Origin of the sequence: Enterobacter chengduensis (assembly GCF_001984825.2) — a bacterium.
GTDB classification, from domain to species: Bacteria; Pseudomonadota; Gammaproteobacteria; order Enterobacterales; family Enterobacteriaceae; genus Enterobacter; species Enterobacter chengduensis.
This window is the reverse complement of the sequence record NZ_CP043318.1, coordinates 1,083,905-1,102,112: the sequence shown is the minus strand read 5'-3', so window position 1 is coordinate 1,102,112 and position 18,208 is coordinate 1,083,905. Positions and strand designations below refer to the sequence as shown.

General features: G+C 55.4%; 28 protein-coding genes. All 28 read right to left on the bottom strand.

Annotation, left to right across the window (positions count from 1 at the left end; all coding sequences use genetic code 11):
- Window positions 1-49 precede the first annotated feature (49 nt).
- The 28 genes from FY206_RS05380 to FY206_RS05240 all read right to left on the bottom strand — a co-directional run bounded on the left by FY206_RS05380 (window position 50) and on the right by FY206_RS05240 (window position 18,013).
- On the bottom strand, window positions 50-475 hold the full coding sequence (locus FY206_RS05380) for a phage tail assembly chaperone (RefSeq protein ID WP_000393957.1): 426 nt from the start codon (window positions 473-475) through the stop codon (window positions 50-52).
- A gap of 3 nt (window positions 476-478) precedes the next feature.
- Window positions 479-919 carry a DUF3277 family protein gene (locus tag FY206_RS05375; RefSeq protein WP_000257257.1) on the bottom strand — a complete coding sequence of 147 codons (441 nt, stop codon included), beginning with the start codon at window positions 917-919 and terminating at the stop codon, window positions 479-481.
- 10 nt (window positions 920-929) lie between these two features.
- Complete coding sequence (locus tag FY206_RS05370; protein ID WP_077064289.1) at window positions 930-2,090, bottom strand: DUF3383 family protein; 1,161 nt, start codon at window positions 2,088-2,090, stop codon at window positions 930-932.
- A 3-nt stretch (window positions 2,091-2,093) separates the two neighbouring features.
- Window positions 2,094-2,642 (bottom strand): phage neck terminator protein, encoded by a 549-nt coding sequence (locus FY206_RS05365; protein WP_421632438.1) that lies wholly within the window; start codon window positions 2,640-2,642, stop codon window positions 2,094-2,096.
- Window positions 2,632-3,021, bottom strand: a complete 390-nt coding sequence (locus FY206_RS05360; RefSeq protein WP_077064291.1) for a head-tail adaptor — start codon at window positions 3,019-3,021, stop codon at window positions 2,632-2,634. The genes FY206_RS05365 and FY206_RS05360 overlap by 11 nt, the downstream gene beginning before the upstream one ends.
- The gene (locus FY206_RS05355) at window positions 3,008-3,562 is read right to left on the bottom strand and encodes a hypothetical protein (RefSeq protein ID WP_077064292.1); all 555 of its coding nucleotides are present in this window, start codon (window positions 3,560-3,562) and stop codon (window positions 3,008-3,010) included. Before FY206_RS05355 ends, FY206_RS05360 begins: the two co-directional genes overlap by 14 nt.
- On the bottom strand, window positions 3,559-3,966 hold the full coding sequence (locus tag FY206_RS05350) for a DUF4054 domain-containing protein (protein ID WP_077064293.1): 408 nt from the start codon (window positions 3,964-3,966) through the stop codon (window positions 3,559-3,561). Before FY206_RS05350 ends, FY206_RS05355 begins: the two co-directional genes overlap by 4 nt.
- Complete coding sequence (locus FY206_RS05345; protein ID WP_077064294.1) at window positions 3,932-4,321, bottom strand: STY1053 family phage-associated protein; 390 nt, start codon at window positions 4,319-4,321, stop codon at window positions 3,932-3,934. The genes FY206_RS05350 and FY206_RS05345 overlap by 35 nt, the downstream gene beginning before the upstream one ends.
- A 41-nt stretch (window positions 4,322-4,362) precedes the next feature.
- Entirely contained in the window at window positions 4,363-5,304 is a 942-nt protein-coding gene (locus FY206_RS05340) for a DUF2184 domain-containing protein (protein WP_044702584.1), read from the bottom strand.
- Between the two features lie 11 nt (window positions 5,305-5,315).
- Window positions 5,316-5,819, bottom strand: coding sequence for a structural cement protein Gp24 (locus FY206_RS05335; RefSeq protein ID WP_077064295.1), 504 nt, complete (start codon window positions 5,817-5,819; stop codon window positions 5,316-5,318).
- A 4-nt stretch (window positions 5,820-5,823) separates the two neighbouring features.
- A complete protein-coding gene (locus FY206_RS05330; RefSeq protein ID WP_077064296.1) occupies window positions 5,824-7,056 on the bottom strand; it encodes a DUF2213 domain-containing protein in 1,233 nt (410 codons plus the stop codon).
- A gap of 14 nt (window positions 7,057-7,070) precedes the next feature.
- Entirely contained in the window at window positions 7,071-7,679 is a 609-nt protein-coding gene (locus FY206_RS05325; RefSeq protein ID WP_001435593.1) for a phage head morphogenesis protein, read from the bottom strand.
- 13 nt (window positions 7,680-7,692) lie between these two features.
- Window positions 7,693-9,162: a DUF1073 domain-containing protein gene (locus tag FY206_RS05320; protein ID WP_077064297.1), complete on the bottom strand. Its 1,470-nt coding sequence runs from the start codon at window positions 9,160-9,162 to the stop codon at window positions 7,693-7,695.
- Window positions 9,162-10,784, bottom strand: coding sequence for a TerL protein (locus FY206_RS05315; RefSeq protein ID WP_063217301.1), 1,623 nt, complete (start codon window positions 10,782-10,784; stop codon window positions 9,162-9,164). Before FY206_RS05315 ends, FY206_RS05320 begins: the two co-directional genes overlap by 1 nt.
- Before the next feature lie 2 nt (window positions 10,785-10,786).
- On the bottom strand, window positions 10,787-11,260 hold the full coding sequence (locus FY206_RS05310) for a DUF2280 domain-containing protein (protein ID WP_000729396.1): 474 nt from the start codon (window positions 11,258-11,260) through the stop codon (window positions 10,787-10,789).
- Between the two features lie 31 nt (window positions 11,261-11,291).
- Complete coding sequence (locus tag FY206_RS05305) at window positions 11,292-11,912, bottom strand: putative metallopeptidase (protein ID WP_077064298.1); 621 nt, start codon at window positions 11,910-11,912, stop codon at window positions 11,292-11,294.
- Window positions 11,913-11,966: 54 nt separating this feature from the next.
- Complete coding sequence (locus tag FY206_RS05300) at window positions 11,967-12,152, bottom strand: hypothetical protein (protein ID WP_077064299.1); 186 nt, start codon at window positions 12,150-12,152, stop codon at window positions 11,967-11,969.
- A complete protein-coding gene (gene lysC / locus FY206_RS25520) occupies window positions 12,133-12,477 on the bottom strand; it encodes an Rz1-like lysis system protein LysC (RefSeq protein ID WP_421632439.1) in 345 nt (114 codons plus the stop codon). The genes FY206_RS05300 and lysC overlap by 20 nt, the downstream gene beginning before the upstream one ends.
- Window positions 12,478-12,684: 207 nt before the next feature.
- Window positions 12,685-13,299 (bottom strand): glycoside hydrolase family 19 protein, encoded by a 615-nt coding sequence (locus tag FY206_RS05285; protein WP_031275085.1) that lies wholly within the window; start codon window positions 13,297-13,299, stop codon window positions 12,685-12,687.
- The gene (locus tag FY206_RS05280; RefSeq protein WP_063217305.1) at window positions 13,300-13,575 is read right to left on the bottom strand and encodes a phage holin family protein; all 276 of its coding nucleotides are present in this window, start codon (window positions 13,573-13,575) and stop codon (window positions 13,300-13,302) included. It abuts the gene before it with no gap.
- Complete coding sequence (locus tag FY206_RS05275) at window positions 13,572-13,970, bottom strand: putative holin (RefSeq protein WP_032666047.1); 399 nt, start codon at window positions 13,968-13,970, stop codon at window positions 13,572-13,574. The genes FY206_RS05280 and FY206_RS05275 overlap by 4 nt, the downstream gene beginning before the upstream one ends.
- 116 nt (window positions 13,971-14,086) lie before the next feature.
- Window positions 14,087-14,701 carry a methyltransferase domain-containing protein gene (locus FY206_RS05270; protein ID WP_077064302.1) on the bottom strand — a complete coding sequence of 205 codons (615 nt, stop codon included), beginning with the start codon at window positions 14,699-14,701 and terminating at the stop codon, window positions 14,087-14,089.
- Window positions 14,607-15,548, bottom strand: coding sequence for a hypothetical protein (locus FY206_RS05265; protein WP_077064303.1), 942 nt, complete (start codon window positions 15,546-15,548; stop codon window positions 14,607-14,609). The genes FY206_RS05270 and FY206_RS05265 overlap by 95 nt, the downstream gene beginning before the upstream one ends.
- Entirely contained in the window at window positions 15,542-16,012 is a 471-nt protein-coding gene (locus FY206_RS05260; RefSeq protein WP_243144149.1) for a hypothetical protein, read from the bottom strand. Before FY206_RS05260 ends, FY206_RS05265 begins: the two co-directional genes overlap by 7 nt.
- 223 nt (window positions 16,013-16,235) lie before the next feature.
- Entirely contained in the window at window positions 16,236-16,919 is a 684-nt protein-coding gene (locus FY206_RS05255; RefSeq protein ID WP_074139170.1) for a hypothetical protein, read from the bottom strand.
- Window positions 16,916-17,275 (bottom strand): RusA family crossover junction endodeoxyribonuclease, encoded by a 360-nt coding sequence (locus tag FY206_RS05250; RefSeq protein WP_044242279.1) that lies wholly within the window; start codon window positions 17,273-17,275, stop codon window positions 16,916-16,918. The genes FY206_RS05255 and FY206_RS05250 overlap by 4 nt, the downstream gene beginning before the upstream one ends.
- The gene (locus FY206_RS05245) at window positions 17,272-17,571 is read right to left on the bottom strand and encodes a DUF1364 family protein (RefSeq protein WP_044702921.1); all 300 of its coding nucleotides are present in this window, start codon (window positions 17,569-17,571) and stop codon (window positions 17,272-17,274) included. The genes FY206_RS05250 and FY206_RS05245 overlap by 4 nt, the downstream gene beginning before the upstream one ends.
- Window positions 17,561-18,013 carry a recombination protein NinB gene (locus FY206_RS05240; protein ID WP_077064305.1) on the bottom strand — a complete coding sequence of 151 codons (453 nt, stop codon included), beginning with the start codon at window positions 18,011-18,013 and terminating at the stop codon, window positions 17,561-17,563. Before FY206_RS05240 ends, FY206_RS05245 begins: the two co-directional genes overlap by 11 nt.
- Window positions 18,014-18,208 lie beyond the last annotated feature (195 nt).

The window sequence follows — 18,208 nt, the reverse complement described above, 5'->3', positions numbered from 1 at the left end:
AGAGCCGGACGAAGAATAAAATCTTCACCGCCCGGCAGGCTGTTGAAGGTTATTCCGCTGGCGGGGTGGGCGTCTCGCTGGTAGGGAGTCCTTGCAAAAAATTTCCCAGCGAGTCGGCGACCACCCGCGCCACCAGTTGCAGCATGGTCAGCAGGTCGATATCGTCAAACGCCATTTCGCCATGCTGGCAGACTGGCACCCAGCCTTTCATATGCTCGCGTGAAACGACGGAAAGGCAGGGGAACAGGATCGCGTCCACGTCGCCATCGCTCAGATCGGACACAGCATTGGCAATTTTTGGCAGGATGGTAGCCATCGCGCCTTCGGTGTCTTTGCTGCTGATCTTCTCCTGAACGCTCCGGAAGTCAGAAACCATCCCGGCCAGCACCGGCAACAGCTTGCGGGACACCTTCAGCTGTTCGAAAACGCTGAGCTTTGCGGTGCGATATTTCACGCCTTTAATTTCGAATTCCATGCGTTAAAACTCCCCGAGCAGCTGGTCAATCTTGCCGCAATCGAATACCCAGGCGACAGTTCCACCCTCTTTGGCGTTATTGAAATCAGGCTGTTTCTGGAATGCACACGAACGCGCAGTAGAAATATCACCCGATGCCGTGTTGCGAATGACGATCACGTTATTGCCCCAGGTGGCAGAGGACTGGCTTTGCGCGTTATACGCCAGAGACAGCTTCTTGTTCACCGGGGAGGTTTTCAGCAGCGTCACCGTAATGGTGCCTGACTTATCGGCGTGCAGGCTGTGCATCACTTCGCCATCGGCACCAATGGTCATGGTGTTCTTGTTGCCGCCCATGGTCTGGGTGATACCTTCCTCAGAGTTCGCAGAACCCTGACCAAGATCGATAACGCCGGTCGGCCCGGTGAGCGACGCGGTTACATCGAGAAAAGAATAAGTTGCCATTTATCGCTCCTTAGCGAACCACGTTGATCTGCACATCGGCATAATGAACTGCGCCAGCCAGCTTACAGGCCACCTGAATTAACGGTGCTTTGCGAGCTTCTCGGTCGGCCTGCGCCTGTTCTGACAGAGGTTGCGCATACACGTAATAACCTTTGGTCAGCGTATCGCCTGAATTCAGCTGTCCGATAGGTCCACCATTCCACACGCCAGCCGCTACCAGACCGTTCGTGACGGACTGATCCATGGACTGTTCAACGTTGGAAAGCAGACGGGTCACACCGGCATCAGTCTGCGGAATTTTGGTGGTGCTGGTGTAAAGCAGGTTATAGAGGTTGGTCTGAACGTAGTTCTGCAACCAGTCGAGCCCGTGGCGCTCGTCGAAGAAGTCACCGTTCGCCATGACACCCTGTTGCAGGATCGCCGTGTCGTTGGCGTAGTACACGAACACGTTCGCATTCTTCGCATCCACAGCCGCCGCCTGTCCTACCGTCAGCGTTTCGTAGGTTACACTTGGTTCCTGTTTGAATTTCAGGGTAATGGTGGTATTGCTGCCGTTGAAATTGACAGTAAAGGCGCGACCAAAAGCTGAAACAGCTGCATAAGGGCTGCTGGTGGAATATTGAATAAAGGTACGGGCATACTTGCCAGCCTTTAATTTCGACGCAACATCGGTCGTCGAAGTCGTGCTGATAATCTCGGCGTCGGCAGATGTTACCCCGAAAATGCGGCTAAGACTGGACGCTTCGATGAGTTTAGCAACCTCAATCACGTCGTCAGCATCAAGCACATCACCGCCATCAGCAACTTCATCAGCGACAACCAGCCCATACCAGTTGGTATATTGCAGGCAGGCATTAACAGCTTGCACAATGGTTTCCACGCTTCCACCTTCGGAAGAAGTCAGCGTCTTCGCCCAGCGGCCAACATAAACCTGCGTCGGCTTCGGCGACTGGCTGAAGAAAACCTGCGCCGCTTCATATTCCGGGCTGTCGACTCCGAAGTCCTCGCCAATGTCCTCAACGGACGCATAGAGGCGAACGCGCTCCTGCACCGGAATGACAGTGGAAGAACCGAGGATCAGCAGCGCGCCGAAGTTACGACCAGTAGCCGCTTTCGGCGAGATGATCACATCAACGTTTACAACGTTGGATACAGGTAAGCCCTGCGTCATAGTTTATTCTCCAAAAAAGGTGACTGGCGCTTCCACCAGCGATTTGATGCCGTACTCGCGCACAACCTTCCGGCGCAGGCGCACCGTCATGTCGTAGCGGCGAACCCATTGCTGGTTGATAAGCTCGGGGAAAGGGGTCAGACCGGTATAGTCGCCCAGGGATAAACCGAGCGCGTTCAGCTCAGCGTTATTTTGCGGGACAGATATGCCATCGCGAAAACGGGACGCATAAGACATACCAGCCGGACCATAGAACGACGCCATGCACTCGAACGTTTCATGTCGCCAGAGCTGAGCGCCCTCATCGGTCTTCCTGGTGAATGCAGGACTGTTATCAATGGGCCATCCGGTAACGCCGAACGCGCACCAGTTCGTTTCAACGGGTGGCAGTGGCGGCTGGTCTTTCTGCCAGCGCGGGCGAACCATCCCAGCAGGCAAGCCGGAAACGTTGCGCATCCACTGGCTTAACAGCCTGTCGAGCGCTTCGTCATAATCCGGATCGCCGCTGGTGGGTGTCAGCCAGCCGCGCTCTGTGCTGGTGTTATTGCTCAACGGGAGTTCCCCCATCAAACGGCAGTAATTCACAATGCGCCTGGACGAAGCCAGCACCGTAAGCGGTATACGGGTCGACGAACGTCACACGATAATCACGGTTCTGATACGTCACGATATCGGCATCACGGCCAGTCTGCCCCTGCGTGAGTCGCTCAGTCGTCACGATAAGAATCGCCCCGCTGATAACCTGACCGGCCTGCATGCGGCGGTTTTCAAGAGAGCGGTCAACGGTAACAACTCCGGCAAACTGCGTTTTAACTTCGCTGTCGCTGCCGATCCCGTCATCGTCCACCGTTTGCGCGCGACGTGTTACCCACAGGTTAAAGTCGCAAAAATCGGGGTCAAAAAGCACGTCTGTTACATCAAGAGTCGGCATCTTTATCCCTCACAACATGGGTAATGGCTCTGCGATATTGCCCGGTGTCGATTAGCGGTTTCACCAGATCGGTTCCGGGGGACTCGCCAGCAGCGCGTCGGGCAAGCTCCGCTTTCGCCCCTTTACGCCCTCGACGCGCACGGGCTTCAACGGTGCTATCAGCAAGCGGTGTAAAGCCGGTAATAGTCATGTAACGCCTGACGCCATTAGCGGCCAGCGTTCCGGCGCGGTTGAGCGCCCTTTCCGCACCCGCCGCATTTCCATCAAGCGCAGCCTGCGCCGCTGCTTTTAGCTGCGGCACCGTCTGTTCCTCTACCGATTTAACGCCTGGGATCAGGTGCGGGCGTGGGGGGATGTTTTGCGCTGGTGAGCCGTATTCGTTGACGTAACCGATCCCGGCATTACCAAACGGAACATCTTCACGCTCGCTGTCTTCCGAAGGGATACCGACCAACACATCCTTTTTGGTTAGCGACCTGAGCGCATCCAGGATGGCCTGAGCGTTATCCACCCTCGTTGTTACACCGCTTTTGAAACTCATAGCTGGCGACCGCCCGCACCGAACATCGTGATCAGCTGATAAAATTCAGCGCCATATCTGGTGTTATTCCAGAAGCCTGCGTCAGGGTTTAGCGTCGCGCTGGTGTCATAGCTGACGCTTACCTTGTCAACGGACTTGGAGGATTGAACACCATTGGTTGAACCGCCCGGGCCACCAACCAGCATTGCCCGGCTGTCTGCCGCCCAGAGCGTCATATAGTGCGCCACGAACAACTCGGCAAAGTACGGAAACAACTCTTTGCCGGTGACGTTTTCGCTCAGCAGCACATCGGCCAGATTCAGACGAAACTGGATTTGGGCGTCGGGATATTTGGCAGGGTCAGCAAACTGCGGGAAGTCGCGGCGAAAATCACTTACTGTTGGCAGACTTTGATTCTTTGGCATCTTTCGCCCCATTACCGCCAGTCTGGGCGGCAGCAATCTGCGCTTGCAGGCTGTCGTTCTGCTCTTGCAGCTTGAGCAGCGCTTCTTTCAGATCGGCGATCAACTGATCTTTATCGACAATCTGCTTATCTTTGTCAGCAATCTGCGCTTGCAGGCTGTCGATAATGGATTGCAGATCATCGGTGTCGCTAATCACGCTTTCGGAAAGCTCAGAGTGCGCCTGGGTGAACCAGTGCGACGCGACCTCTTCCGGCACGTTATGCCGTCCCCGGCCAAACTCCTGTTTTGACTGATCGCCGAGCGTCAGCGTAAACGGAGTGTGAACATGGATGGTAACCAGCTTTTCTTTCGCCATTTTCAGTTTCCTTCTGGCCCCTTTCGGGGCCGTTCTGGTTATCAGATACCGTCCACGTAGGACAGGGTTTCTTTGTACACTGGCTCAACCGCACCGAGCTTGCCGTAGTAGGTCGCAATCTGGTACAGACCGCGATACTGGATAGGAACGCTCTGCAACGGCACCAGCGGATAGCGCACGTATTTCTTGTCGTTGGTGTAGGCGACCATACGGTCTTTACCGCCAACCCCGCGCCCTTTCAGCCATTTGACCGCTTTGATTTCCAGCGGAACGCCGTTCTGGTGGAAAGCGATAGTGTTCACGGCCAGATAGGTCAGCAGTGACTGGTTACCCGCTTCGGAAACCTTACGGCTTGCCAGCAGTGAATACTGCTCTGGCGGAATGCGCAGATCTGAAGGCACGACGGAGTAGCCGGAAGCAGCCCAGGCATTCGACAGAATGCTGTTCACGCTATCGAGGATCTCGTCGTTGGTGGAGTTCGCCCAGGTCTTCGGCGCATTGTTCAGCGTCACACCGATGAGGTTTGCCAGACCTTTCAGGCCGAGCGCATCATCACCGATGTAAACCTGCTCGTCGTTGTCCATCTGCCATTTGAGCTGCATACCGTCGTATTTCTGAGTATCAATCGGGCGGCCTACCTGCTGAGCTGCTGCCAGCTCTACAACGGTCCATCCCAGTTCCATGCCCCAGAGGTTCAGCGGATTGCCGTCTTTGCCGATATCAACGTTCACGCCAGCAATAGCAGTGGAATCTTTGCCTACCCAGTTTTTACCGTTCGGATTTGCGCCAGTACCCGCAGCGCCAAAGCTGGTGTTAGTCCAGCTGGAAATGTCATCCGCGATAGAAACGTCTTCACGCAGCTGAATATCGCGGGTCCAGGTGTAACCCACCAGCGGCAGGTTCAGCGTCTGGTCGAGTCGCTCCAGCTCCCCGATGAGAAAGGCACCAGAGCTATCAACGGTTGCCTGATCAAAAGTAATCATTCGTCTGTTCCTTAAATCTTCCAGGAGATTTCTGCATTGCCGTTAGCGTCACCGGCCCCTGTGAATTCGGCGTTGGTCAGCGCCACGTTTTTGCCACTGACGGACGTGGACATGAAGCCGCCCAGCGGCACGTCAATGGTCGAATCGAGCGAAACAACCACGTAGACAGGCGCGCCTTTTTTGATGGTGCTGGCATCGAAGCCAGATCCGAGGTTAACGGTCATGTAGCCACGCTTCATGGCATCGCCCGGGAAGTTCTTATCCGTCCCCACCTGGCGAACCATGTCTGGCTGCGATGTGGTCGGATACGGACGAACGTAGATACCCTTCACCTTGTCGGCGGTGTCACCGTCCGCCAGCGGCACGAAAAAGCCGTCAGCGTCGTATTTGCCAGCCAGACCATAGGCAGCGAAGGCGTTATCGGATTTAAGGATCACCGGTTCGACGGTTAAGTCCTGCGGGCGAGAGATAGCCCCGGCAATGCCAACAGGCATCCGGTACAGATATGCAGTCATTGGATTATCCTTTGCGGTTAGACCAGAAGTCGGCGTTTTGTTTGTTCAGGGAAGCGATGCTGGTCATGCCCATATTTTGGCGTTGTGCATCGCCCGTGGTGGTGCGGGTGTTTCGCCCTTTGGCAATCTCTGACACGGCGTTAAACGCCATATCTACCGATTGCTTGGGCAATTTGCGGATATCCGCATCACCGACAACCTGGCGAACCAGTGTTTTGTCAGCGGCAGCCAGCACATCACGTTTGAACGCGGTCGGTTTCACCTTACGGCTCAGATCGATACCCGGGACGATAACCTCGGCACGATAGGCAGAGTCACCGGTAATAGTGGTTTCCTCTTCGTCGTCCTCGCCGTCGCCGGTCGGATCTTTTTTGTCTTTTTCGTCAGGCTTATTGTCGTTATCGCCCGTCGCATTTCCTTCCAGCTTAGCCAGCAGGGCTTTGAGCAAGGTCTTGATATCGTCCTCGCCGTCGCCGGTTGGCTCTCCGCCCATTTCCGGCTTTTTGTCCGGCAATGGTTGCTGCGGTGAAAGGTTAATGTTGAGGTTAACGCCGCTCGGCAGATCCCCTTCATCACCCGTTACAGCCGCTGGCGCAGAGTCCAGCAGTTCGTTCATGGTGTCAGCGTCACCCGTTTTGATGGCCGTGCGCATGCGGGTCCACCAGCTTTTCTTTTGATTTGCCATTGTGTCTCTGTCTCCAATTGCACAACGATTTCCGGCTCTGCCTTTAGGGACAAGAGCCACATGGTTTCCGGTAATATCGACCTGCTCGGCTTTACCTGGATCGGTCTGCTCGTACTCCGCGTCATAGCCGCACGACACTTCGCGCAGGCCATCTTCGATAAGCTGAATGGCGCTTTCGTCTTTGACGATAAGGTCAGCCAGCATCAAATCAGACTGGTTACCAGTCCCGCGCCGCACGTTCTGAAGATGCCCGACAGCAAGCTCTTTCCAGTTCTCGGGATTTACCAGCCGCACATTCCCGTTTTCATCTTCAGGATGCAGGATCGTGATGCTCATCCCTTCGAATGAGGCGAGCGTGGCCGGATGGAATACCTGCTCAGGAGAGCGCGTTACGACTATCTCACCGAGTTTGTCGGGTTTGAGGTTTGGCAGATCGGCAGCGCCGTAGAGCTGCTTACCCGTTCGACCTATCGGCACGTCTTTGCACAACAGAGAGCTGTCAGCCAGCTGATAGCGGGTTTCCCCCAGCCGGGTATTGAAAAAATATTTCATGGTTTACCTGCGATTCAGGCGAGATAAGAATGAGGGTTGGGGAAGACGATCTCTTTGTAACAGCGGCAGTTCGGGAGCTCGCCAGCGTGACCGGTCATGCCGTCAAGCGTTGGGGGTCGGCCCCATTCGACAAATTTACCTTCCATCTCCCGATGAGAATGCCGGACGTCGCCATCTTCGGCTGTACGCCAGATATAACCATTCGAGCCGATTGACAGCGCACGCGCCTGATCCAGCGCGCCGGTTGCGCGTCCAAGCTCGGTACGGGCGATAAGGTTCGCTCGTGAGCGTGACACGTCACCGGACGCAGCTATCTCTTTCGCGAATGGCTCAGCGCGGCCACCAGTCACAACGGCCTCGATGGCCTTGTTCTGAATGTCATACACCCGATCGGCGGCCTCAAGAGGCAGCGATTTGATGTACTTAATTTGCTCGGCGACGATGGATTTCATCACCTGGCCTACCGGGGCGCGGTCGACCATATTGCGCAGCTCTGCGCTGATGTTCCGGCTGTGCTGACGCCACTGCTTTTCATTCTGGCGCGCAATGTCGGCGGTAAAGTTCTCAGCAACCTTCGTCGCCCAGGGGGTGATGATTTCGCTGTAGCGCTCCAGCGCATCCATTATTTCGGTGACGCTATCGTTTGAACCATCGTAGCGACCATTTACGATATCCCCGACCGCCCGCGCTATCTGCCGTAGGCTCGTTCGATATCGGATCTCCGCCTGGCGACTCTGGCGGTTTGTCGCCAAGTTCGCCGATGCCTGGCGGCGCTTCGTCTTCGGCATTCTCGATATCCTCGTCGGTAATGGATGCTCCGATGCCAGTGACGTCAGAGTTTTCGCGCAGGTCGGTCATTGCCGCCTTACGCGTCATCAATCCGTCGCCCAGCGCGGTGCTGATCGCGTTGGTGGTGTTTACGGCCACCGTTGAGCGGTCAACGTCAGACATTTGCCATAGCGGGTTAAACTCAAACGTGAAATCGTCCGGCAGCGGCTTACCTAGTTCCGAGCGGTGCATAATGTCCAGTATCCGGCGCATCGGCAGCCGTAAGCGGCGTTCCTGCAACGAGCTCACCCGGTCGTAATAGTTGGCGAGGTCTGCGTCACCAGTTGAGAAGCCTTTCGGGGACTGACCGAACAGGCGTACCAGCGGGATACCAACGGCACCGCTGATCTGCTCAGCGAACTGCGAAAGAATGTCATCCAGACCACTGAAGCTGTACTGGTGGGTTTCGAAAGTATCTTCGGAATCCATCAGCGTCATGCCTTCATTGCTCTGGAACTGGCGAATCAGATCGATGTTCTTCAGCAGCGCTTCGAACGCGGGACCACCCAGCGCAATAAGCTCACGGAGCTTTTTCACTTTGTAGGTACGCAGATGCGCTTTGTAGACCAACTGCGCCGCGCCGACAGTGGCGCTGTCGAACGCAGTAAGCCGATCCCAGATACGCTCTACAACCGACATTCCCCATTCGTTTTCGGTCATCTTCTGCTGGAATGGCAGTGTCACCCCGTCGAAGCGAATCAGGCGGCTGTGATGGATGCGCCAGGCTGGAATGCCCGTGGCAGTGGTCACCACGTCGTAAAACTCAGGTTTGCCGAGATCCGGCCCCATCTCTTTAATGCGGCGGGTCAGGACCGGGTTAATCATCCAGCGGTCGAGCGGGAGAATGCCCTTAAACTTGCCTTCTCCAATGGTTTCGAGCCGCAGCGGGGTCATTGGTGCCTGCCCCTCGATCATGATGAAGCCGACCGCGCCGCCGTAGAGGCGCGACCATTTCAGCACGTCGTTCAGCGCATCCCAGATCTGCAACTCATCCAGCTGCGCTTCCAGGGTGCCACGGTCTTTGGCGTCAATCTCCGAGGTGATGCGAATGCCTTTTCGGGTCATATCGTCCGGGATAGCGTCGACCGCCTCGCCGATGATCCAGGACGAACGATAGGACCATTCCACCAGCATGCGGTTGCGGCTGGTGAAGTTCGCCCGGTAGGTCGATGCTGAATGCTGGTTAGGCGTCTGCATCCCCACGCGGGCGACAAAGTTCTCATAGCCATCAGCGGTGGCCTGCGCCGTTCGCTGAGAGGCTTGCTTGTTTCGTGCCATCAGGCCTGTCTCCCTAGCAGCTCCCAGATGTTCAGGGCTGAATTCATTGGCGCGTAGCTGATCATCACCGAGTCGGCGAGGTTCGGCGACTTGGTGCCGTCAGGCTGTTTATCAACAACGATTTTCCCCACGCCGTTAATGGAGTAGGTCGGCTGCGACAGCTCGATGATGAGTTTGTCTTTGCTCGCCATGGCGCTGCTGATTGAGATGATTTCGTCCGGGTTGTAGGCCATGCCCTCAACCACGGCGCGATAGGTATTCTGGAAAAGCTTGCGTAACCGCCACCAGCTCTGGGCCTTGGCATTAGCGAAGAAGTCCTTATTCAGTCGGGCGGCCTGTCCGTTGTCACCGCGCACCGCTTCGTCGTCCGGATCAAACACCGCGCCGCTACCGCGAAACGGTGTAGCGAGTATTGACGGTCGGCGCGCAGCATTACGCAGTTCGTTGATGGCGCGCGCATCGCCGCGAACGCCAGCGCCCAGACCGTCTTCGTCGAAGCGAAACTCTTCGAGGTTGTCCTGTTCGCAAAAGCCGAAGACCTTCTCAACGGACTGGTAAATGTCGCTGCCCACGCCGGACCATTCCCGGACGTTCTCCAGGAGGAAGCCGTGACGGGTCGAAAAGGCGTTTTTGTCCCGGCCTTCGTCGGCGACGTCCATCGCGCCAAGCCGTTTGCCCGTTGGCTGGATGCCCAGCTTGATATGCGCGTCGACGGCAGCCTGTACCCAGTCGGACGGGATCAGGACGCCTTCCGCTGATGCGCTGTAGTTCAGGTCAAGTTCCTGCGCCACCACCACCGGATTGTCGATTTTCTCGCATTCCCTGCGATACCACTCTTCATCCTTGCGCGGGTCGTTTCGCCAGTGGAATGTGAATACCGGTATCTTCCCGCCGTGACGCTTCTGCGCGAACGGGTTCGCCATGCCGTTAACCGAACTCAGGTCGATACGGCAGCGGGTGGTTTGCGACAGCGCCGCGTCAATCAACAGAGGACGCTGGAGGAATGCAGCCTCATCCACCAGGTAGAGCGTGGTACGGTCACCACGACCGATATTGTCGCCAGCCTCACCTTTGATGACCGCGCCAGTATCGGGAAACTCAACGCGCATGTACGGTGCGTGCTTCTTCTCGTCCCACGAACCGCGAAACTCAACGGGCAGCGTTTCCACGAACTTGCGCGCCTTCCAGAACAGCGCTTTCGGGTCACCGGTGCTGTCGACGTATTCCTCTTTACGGGATCCGAAGCCAATAACCATTTCTTTGTTGAACAGGCAGAGCGAACAAGCCAGCCCGATCGCCGTCCAGCTGAGCCCCATTTCGCGGCTCTTTTCGGTGATGCCGTTCTCCAGCCGTTCGCGCCGCTCCATGATCCAGTGAATCCACTCTTCCTGTTTCGGGAACAGCAGAAAAGGGATGGTGACCGGCAGGCCATAATCGATGTTTCGCGGGTCTGTCGTCATGCCCCAGTCGATGATGAACTGGGCGGGGTTGGTGCGGTAAAACTGCTTTAGCGCTGGCAGCATTTCGGGGTTCTGGCGAATGCGCTGTAGGCGTTCCATCCGCCATTCAAAAACCATCTGGTAATCAGGGTTCCTGAAATCGAATTCAAACGGTAGAGGCATGATCACCCCATCATCTTGCGGTAAAGCTCTGCGGCCTGATCTGCGGTGAGGTTGGTCGTCTCGGTCTTGATCGGGCCGCCATCCTTGCCAGTGCTTTCAACCTTCAGCTTATTGGTGTAAGCGTCGCCAACCTCTTTCGCGGCCTGTTCAATCAGCTGCGCCGTCAGGGAGAAGTTTTTCATCCCCTCGGTTTTGGTTGCCATGCGGTCAAGCACGCGGAGGCGATAGGATTTGTTCGCGATCGGAATGTCGCTGGTTTCGGTCAGGAACCGTTCGCGCGTAGCGTGGAACATCTCGATCCACTTCTTGGCGAGCGTCTTACCGCTGGCCTTCGTGGGGTCGTGAGATTCAGCCTGCTGGCGGGTGATCTTGATCCCGAATTCTTTTTGGACAGCCTCGACCACCTGCGATGGCGTGTCATAGCACGCAAGCGATTGAATGATGAAGGCTTTCACATCAGGTTTTAATGCAGCCATAAATCACCATTCGTCTTATACAGTCCAGTATTTAAGCCAGTCGCAGCATGCACGTCCCGCACGCTCTGGCAATATCGAGATGAGCAACCTCCGCTGGCTGATTCGCCGCATCAATCATTTCCTGCACGTCCCGGCTTGCACCGTAACGGCGAACCACGCCCACAAACTCTTCCACGTCATGGCCGCGCAGCTTCAGCTTTGGCTGCCCTTCCTGCGTGAACTTCGGCGCGCCAAATTCATCTGTCGCCTGGCAGATGTGATAAAGCTCGTGCTCTATCAGCGCGCAGAATTCCAGATCGGAACATTGCGAGCAGTAATCGGCGGCCAGCGTGATGATGAACTGCGGCACCCTGCCGAACCACTCATACATCTGCTGCTCCATCCGCGCTTTCTGCCAGCCTCCTGCCCGCATTGCCACTTCTTCCGCCTGCCCCAGCACGGAGCGCCCTTTCTTCTCGAAAGCGTTCGATGCCCAGAGAAAGCACAGATCCGCTTCAAGCAAATGCTGGTGGTCAGGGTTGTAGAGATCACCCTCATCGCTCAGGATGTGCTGATTCATCCACTCGCCAACGTCACTGGCGGGCATTATGCTGATGTACGGCTTCGGGTCAGGTGGCATCGTAAAATGCGCTGGTGGGTGTGGTCTGTTCATGAATAATTCCAGTGCTCCATTATCGAAGCCCCTCAGTGAAGGGCTTCTGTAATGTCAGTCCCGGACGAACGTAACCTTTGTGGTTATCATTCGCCGTACAAGGCGCGTCGCTTCGCGTTGCATTTCATCAATTACTTTTCGCGTCAGCGGCTGAAGCGCATATTTGCGCTCAATCTCTGCAAAAATCCCGTTCAGCGCCTCGCTGTCTGGTGGGATAACTTCAACGTTTAATCGTGCCATCGGTTTGTGCTGCCCTGTTGTTCTCGAAAGTCCTGATATCAGCCTTATCCCTGTTGCACTGCGCCAGCGCTGACAGCAACGCGACATTCAGGTTAAGACTTGCTCCCCACGTAAACGGGTCGGGTAAATCTGGCTGGGGTGTTTCAGCCGTCAGGCTGGCTGGTAACGGAACTACCGGAACCGGAACGTAGACCATTCGCGTATTCGTGCATCCGCTTAACTGCGCCAGCAGGCACAACACGAACAGCACAATCATCATCCGCAACAGCAGCTTTGATATCGTTCTCGGCTCTCTGTGACTCCAGTGCGATCTGCTGCTTGGCATGTTGGTTTGTCTCCAGAATGATGTTCGTTATTGCCACGGTGCGCAGGACATTCGCGGTGATGGTCTCAGAGGAATCAGCACGCTGTTCTGCATCGTCAGCGCGACGCTGTTCCTCCAGAAACTTTCCATGATAGTGATCCGCTGACCAGACAAGACCGCCTGCAATACAGGCGATAAACGTCACAATGAGCACCCAATAACTCATTTTCATACCAGCAGCGCCGCCCGCGCTTTGTTGTAGCGGATCTTGCGGTCATCAATGCCATTCAGGCCGCCGTTAATGATGCGCGTAACACGAGTAATATCGGCACCGTAGGCCATGCACCCTTTGGATGTGTAGAACCAGGCGGCAGAGCGTGCTGCCTGAAGTTCCTGTTCGAGCTGTTCAGGTGAAGTAACGAGGTCTAACTTCAGCGCCGCCCCGCAGGTGCGATAATTGTCGAGGCCAGTGATTTGAATTAACCCTCTGCCGCGATATTTCCAGCCGTCGCCGGGCGCTTTGTTACCCAGGCGGTTGCTATACACCAGATTGGCGATGGCATCCTGGCGGGCTGCGTGTTCGGTTGTTCTGCCAAGCGCATCAGCCTGCTGCTGTGTGATCCTCTTTCCGAAGGTCGCCACCAGCGCCGATGGCGTGTAGTTCAAATTTTCAACTACAGCGCTAAAGCCACCAGACTCATGACCTACCTGAGCGATGAACATGGCCTGATCCGCAGGTGCTGTAATGCCAAATTCTTTCATCGCCGCATCTACTGGCTGAAACCAGCGCGCAGCCAACCCGGCGCTGATACCAGCCGCCATTTGAAATTGAGATTGATTCATCTATGTTGCTCTCACAAATTTTGCCAGATTCCCGCCAGCCACCCATACCGCAACGCAAACAGTCGCATTCAGCATGAATTCACCAGGGTCGACCTGTACGTAATCGCCATGGATAATCCGGAATGCGGTATATCCGGCTGAAAGAATAATCAGGTACGCAAACAATGAGACGCCAAGCCGATACGCTTTCCCCGTCTTATTGAAGAACATCAGACGGAACATTATCAGCAGGCAAACCACTGCGTTTGCGTGAAGCATCAGCGAATCCCATGTCATTCATCACCCCCATCCAGTCCGGGAAGGCTCCCGTTTTTGGATTTGGACAAAATGCGAAGGAGGATAGCGACCGAAATGGATGCGGCGACCAGCGCGCCGATATTTGGTGATACTTCGATGGTCACTGGTGGTGTCAGCAAACTCAGTGCAGAGTTAATAACGCCAGCCATGATGGTCGCCATAGGCACCGCGAACGAGACGCCGCCAAGAAACGAAATAATCGCGAATACCGCCTGTTTCCATATCTGGTGCGGCTCAGACGTCAACACATAGAGCGCAGCACCTCCGAGGGAGAAAAGCATTACGCCGGGAGTGGCTTCGGGAAATAGAGTGGCAAGCGTCACCCCCACAGTCCCGGCAGCAAACCCACCAGCTACAGTTAATGGATCAGACATATGATTTCCGTGTGTAGGGTTCAGGCTATCGGGCTGGATTTAACACAAAGCACGTCGAGGATGATTCCCGTAGCCTGAAAAAGAGGCCCGCCGAAGCGGGCAGAATGAGGGTTAACTCAAGTACGCCTGAAAGCGTAAGTGCCAACACCCTTGCGCCCGAGCTCACACTCGATATTGTTGTGTTCCACGCATTCAAAGCCCTGCTCAGCAAACCAGCGCTTAATACCATCGTCAGTGAAATACCAGATGTGCTCGTTCTTCCTGAAATGGTGCGAGCGAAGAATGTCTCCGGCATCGGTAAAAATGGGGATCGACACGAAAACAAACTCTGTAGCCTGCTGTACCGCCAGCTCCGGCTCGTCGATGTGCTCCAGTACATCCCACATCGTCAGCGCGCGCCACTGACAGGCGTAGAGGTCAGCGAATGCGCCCCGCTCGTTCAGCCAGGCGATACCAGCCGGATTAACGTCATACCCAAGCGTTCCCGGTCGGGTAGAGACGAACTGACCGGCACCGATACCAACGTCGAGAACAGGGCCGTGAAAATGGCGCGCCACCAGCTCAATTCTGGACTGCGTTAATGCTCGCCCCGTTTCGGTATCGGCCAGCTGCTGATACTTCGCGAAATACTGCTCGTCATACGGGCGAGATGCCGGAACCGGATAACGACCGATGCCCAGCTCCGGGAGGAATACCAGCCCGCTGTTCAGTTCCTGATAAAACGACTTCATTCAGCCAGGCCTCGAATTTTGAATCAAAGTTGGAGATGCGTTTGTCGCAATGGTGATCCCACGCTTCGCAGCGACAATAATTGTCCGGGATTGCCCAGCCAACGCGGGATAAATCCATCGCCGGATCGGTGACTATCTCGGGAGCGTTATGCCCACCGCGCCCACCAGCGACAACGTAAACAGGTGTTTTGTACGCAATGGCAGCGGGCAGCGCCCAGCCAACAGGCGTAACCACGACAGCGGCATGCTCTACCAGGCGCATCAGCTCTTTGATACTGAGCTCGCCAGCGTGCATTTTCAGATCTGCCTCTGGTTCTTCACCCACCAGCCACTCTTCCCCGTCCTGCAAATCAGCAACGCTAATCACGCAGAAATGTTTCCGCAGGATTCGCGATGCGCGCAGGAGGTAATCGGGGTCAGGGTTTCGGGAGTCGCTACGCCATTCAGAACGAACCGTTGCCGGACGAATAACGGCGATCGGCTTTTGGTGCGTAAACTGCGCCGGGCCAAAGGATGGCAAATCAAGCACTGCTGGCGTTACGCCGAACTGGCGGCGCATTGCATCAAATATCGAACCGCGCCGCAGATCATCCGGTCCGTAAAATATTCGCTTCGTCTGGCGTGGCGATGGCGGCGGATAAAACTTTGCAGAGCTGCGAAACTCGTTTTTTCGCTGCGTTCTGAGCGCGGTATCACTTCGGACAGCTTTTACTGGCAGGTCTTCGTAAAGCTCCGGCCATGCCGTCTTAATGAATGTCCCCGCAGGCAGCTGTTTGACGAAAGCACGCTGGTAAATGGTATCTCCCATTCCCAACATGCCATCGATGTAAATCGGAGGATTCAGCATGTAACCTCGCTGATCGCCGCTTCAAGAGGTAGACGACGAAAGCAATTAAGCGCCGTCTGGCGGCTGCTGTTGATGATTTGGACGCTTCCACGCAGTTGCGCCGCAACCCGGGCAAACTCGCCATGCCAGCGCTTTACGTTTGCTGCTGTCGGGTTATCGAGGGCTGTATGATCACCGTGCCAGTGACTACCATTTGAGATTGAGCAATCGAAGCCCAGCAGGATGACGTTTTTTGCCCCCAACCAATGAGCAAGCAGGATCGCTCTTTGTCCCGAATTGAATGTGCCACTGGTATCTGTCGGGAAGAGGTTCACGCCGTATCGGGTGTGTGCTCTCCGGTTACATGACCAGCGTTCGGGGCCATCGGGCAGCGCGGGAATGTTCACATCCCACCAGCGCAGATCGCCAGCGTAAATATGGGTGCATTCCGGTATGGCTCGCCATGATGAATTAACCGCTACCACAGGAATCCCTGAGCGTGCAGCTATTTGACAGTCAACGGGAGTAAGGGACGGGCCAGAAGCGCAGATGATCGCCGTGTGCATACGTTATTCACCCGGTGGCATTGAGCCAATAAAAAAGCCCCTGCATTTCTGCAAGGGCTTAAATGTGGTTCCCACCGCTCCGCGCAAGGCATCTCCGCTGGTGGGTAAGCTCTTTCGCCTTTGACGTCCGAGCATATCTGAATTATGCAGTTTCAAAACTCGTTTTCAAGTCTTTTTCGCAAGTTTTTGCATTTTCGAAGCCTAATTCATCTTTTAACGTGAAGAAGACAGCAGAGTTGAACAACTCAATACACCAGCGCACACGGTCAATACATTGCTTTTCGGTCAGAAACGGCGCGTAGTAATACTGCATCCATCGAGCCATGTCATTGATGGTTTTCCGCCAGGTGTAATAGTCCTTCCCTATCTCATACACGGGATTCCCCGGCTTGAAGGACTTCAGGATGATAGCCTCCATGAATGCAGCTTCCTCTTGATCCCCGGCGTTGCCGATCAGGTCAGAAAGTGATTTCTTCGGCCAAATGATGGCTTTAGCCTGCTCAAACAACGCATCTCCGGTATAGCCAATTTTACGCAGACCAGACAGCACGGTAGCGATCCGCTCCTGCTGCTCGCCAGTCCAGCCGGTTAATATCATTGACCACATACCACCGCCACCAGAAAGGTGTTCTGTTCCGCTGCCCCCGTACATACCGCCCCAGTGGTTCAGCAACGAACGAACCCAACGGCTTTGCGATGGTGTAAGTCGGCGGTATTTCCCCAGGTAAGATCTGCGTGGAGCTGCTGCCAGCGTCACCCAGGCGTTTTGCGGGTTGGTACGCTCAACAGACGCTTTCTGGTAATTGTTAATGTCGTTGCGTGTCATTCTGCATTCTCCTGGATAATGATCTGGCCTGTCTCTCCCCATCGTTTCGTTACTCTGCCGTCCCATATCCGACAGTCATCATCGAATATCGCATCCAGTAACGCTTTCTCCAGATTGTCCTTATCCGGCTTGGTCTGGTGTGGCTGGCCATCATGCTGCTGACGCTTCTTCTTGCTCCAGCTTTTCGGCATGGGCAATACGAATGTTATGTGGTAACCGGATTCCGGGAGGGTTATACCGAGACGGCGCACCTGAGCTTTAAAGAACCAGTAAGCGGAGGTTTCCGGCCTACTGCGCCAGCGATCGCTTCGGGTCATGCGAGGCTTGGCGACAGGAGTGATATCGTAAATTTTCATGCTGGCACCACCAGCCCAAGGCGGGCGATCTGGATAACGGTCAGAACGATAGCGCGGTCCATCAGCTGGCGGCGTTCGTCGCGCGATAGCTTGCTCCCGTTGTCGATGCTGTCGTGGCAGCAAACGCAGATCGCCGCCGTGGCGCAATCATCGGCTTTCAGGCCCATGCCTTTTCCTTCATTGCGATGCGCCACCTGCGTCCCCCACGAACCGCATAACACGCACTGTTCGATCTGCCCTACAGCAGCGAGCCATTTTTTGCTGCGGTAGGTTCTCTGACTAGGGTTATTTCGCATTGCTGTCCCCCCAACGCTTCGCCCACTCGATTTCATTGCGGGATTGTTCGCTGAAGGTGACGCCCTGCTGGGTGCCGAACCAGTAAATCGCCTCAATGACCTCTACCATCTGGGGAATGGTCATTTTGCTGGTGCGCTGGCCGAACATAACGACACCGCCATCAAGGCCGGGGGCCATTCGCTGTTCCTGCTTTTTGGTCTTCGCCACCAGCGCGGTGATGAGGTCTTTCCAGTCGTCGGAATCGTATTTATTGCCGAACCAGAGAACCTGGTCGGAAAGGTCTTTCAGTAGCGGCCACATCTTGCGGTTTTGAATGGCGGTGCGCGTCGATTCTTTCACGTCGAGAATCAGCGGGCGATTGCTGTCGACCGGCAACTGACGAATGTAGTTGATAGCGTTCTGCTTAACGCTTTCGTTAACGAGGTGGAATTGTTGGCTCACGCGTCACCTCCGAAGAGGTTAAGCGACAAATACGACAAATCGCTGACGTCGGATAACGTCAGGCGATTGTGTTTAAGCTGGTGGTGCTGCGCCATGGTGTTCTCCGTGGCGCGAATGTCCGGGTGTCAGTTGTTCAGGCTGACATAGATAGTATGTACCAGCACCACTTGATAATCAAACGTAATATTTTTCCCA

Excerpts from the sequence above, each read along its gene's own strand:
- FY206_RS05320 (WP_077064297.1), bottom strand. The coding sequence starts at position 9,162 with ATGGCACGAAACAAGCAAGCCTCTCAGCGAACGGCGCAGGCCACCGCT.
- FY206_RS05340 (WP_044702584.1), bottom strand. The coding sequence starts at position 5,304 with ATGATTACTTTTGATCAGGCAACCGTTGATAGCTCTGGTGCCTTTCTC.
- FY206_RS05280 (WP_063217305.1), bottom strand. The coding sequence starts at position 13,575 with ATGACATGGGATTCGCTGATGCTTCACGCAAACGCAGTGGTTTGCCTG.
- lysC (WP_421632439.1), bottom strand. The coding sequence starts at position 12,477 with ATGCCAAGCAGCAGATCGCACTGGAGTCACAGAGAGCCGAGAACGATA.
- FY206_RS05265 (WP_077064303.1), bottom strand. The coding sequence starts at position 15,548 with ATGCTGAATCCTCCGATTTACATCGATGGCATGTTGGGAATGGGAGAT.
- FY206_RS05345 (WP_077064294.1), bottom strand. The coding sequence starts at position 4,321 with ATGGCGAAAGAAAAGCTGGTTACCATCCATGTTCACACTCCGTTTACG.
- FY206_RS05350 (WP_077064293.1), bottom strand. The coding sequence starts at position 3,966 with ATGCCAAAGAATCAAAGTCTGCCAACAGTAAGTGATTTTCGCCGCGAC.
- FY206_RS05325 (WP_001435593.1), bottom strand. The coding sequence starts at position 7,679 with ATGGATGCGCTGGAGCGCTACAGCGAAATCATCACCCCCTGGGCGACG.
- FY206_RS05250 (WP_044242279.1), bottom strand. The coding sequence starts at position 17,275 with ATGAAAATTTACGATATCACTCCTGTCGCCAAGCCTCGCATGACCCGA.
- FY206_RS05315 (WP_063217301.1), bottom strand. The coding sequence starts at position 10,784 with ATGCCTCTACCGTTTGAATTCGATTTCAGGAACCCTGATTACCAGATG.
- FY206_RS05285 (WP_031275085.1), bottom strand. The coding sequence starts at position 13,299 with ATGAATCAATCTCAATTTCAAATGGCGGCTGGTATCAGCGCCGGGTTG.
- FY206_RS05255 (WP_074139170.1), bottom strand. The coding sequence starts at position 16,919 with ATGACACGCAACGACATTAACAATTACCAGAAAGCGTCTGTTGAGCGT.
- FY206_RS05360 (WP_077064291.1), bottom strand. The coding sequence starts at position 3,021 with ATGCCGACTCTTGATGTAACAGACGTGCTTTTTGACCCCGATTTTTGC.
- FY206_RS05355 (WP_077064292.1), bottom strand. The coding sequence starts at position 3,562 with ATGAGTTTCAAAAGCGGTGTAACAACGAGGGTGGATAACGCTCAGGCC.
- FY206_RS05300 (WP_077064299.1), bottom strand. The coding sequence starts at position 12,152 with ATGGCACGATTAAACGTTGAAGTTATCCCACCAGACAGCGAGGCGCTG.
- FY206_RS05305 (WP_077064298.1), bottom strand. The coding sequence starts at position 11,912 with ATGAACAGACCACACCCACCAGCGCATTTTACGATGCCACCTGACCCG.
- FY206_RS05335 (WP_077064295.1), bottom strand. The coding sequence starts at position 5,819 with ATGACTGCATATCTGTACCGGATGCCTGTTGGCATTGCCGGGGCTATC.
- FY206_RS05275 (WP_032666047.1), bottom strand. The coding sequence starts at position 13,970 with ATGTCTGATCCATTAACTGTAGCTGGTGGGTTTGCTGCCGGGACTGTG.
- FY206_RS05330 (WP_077064296.1), bottom strand. The coding sequence starts at position 7,056 with ATGAAATATTTTTTCAATACCCGGCTGGGGGAAACCCGCTATCAGCTG.
- FY206_RS05375 (WP_000257257.1), bottom strand. The coding sequence starts at position 919 with ATGGCAACTTATTCTTTTCTCGATGTAACCGCGTCGCTCACCGGGCCG.
- FY206_RS05270 (WP_077064302.1), bottom strand. The coding sequence starts at position 14,701 with ATGAAGTCGTTTTATCAGGAACTGAACAGCGGGCTGGTATTCCTCCCG.
- FY206_RS05245 (WP_044702921.1), bottom strand. The coding sequence starts at position 17,571 with ATGCGAAATAACCCTAGTCAGAGAACCTACCGCAGCAAAAAATGGCTC.
- FY206_RS05380 (WP_000393957.1), bottom strand. The coding sequence starts at position 475 with ATGGAATTCGAAATTAAAGGCGTGAAATATCGCACCGCAAAGCTCAGC.
- FY206_RS05370 (WP_077064289.1), bottom strand. The coding sequence starts at position 2,090 with ATGACGCAGGGCTTACCTGTATCCAACGTTGTAAACGTTGATGTGATC.
- FY206_RS05310 (WP_000729396.1), bottom strand. The coding sequence starts at position 11,260 with ATGGCTGCATTAAAACCTGATGTGAAAGCCTTCATCATTCAATCGCTT.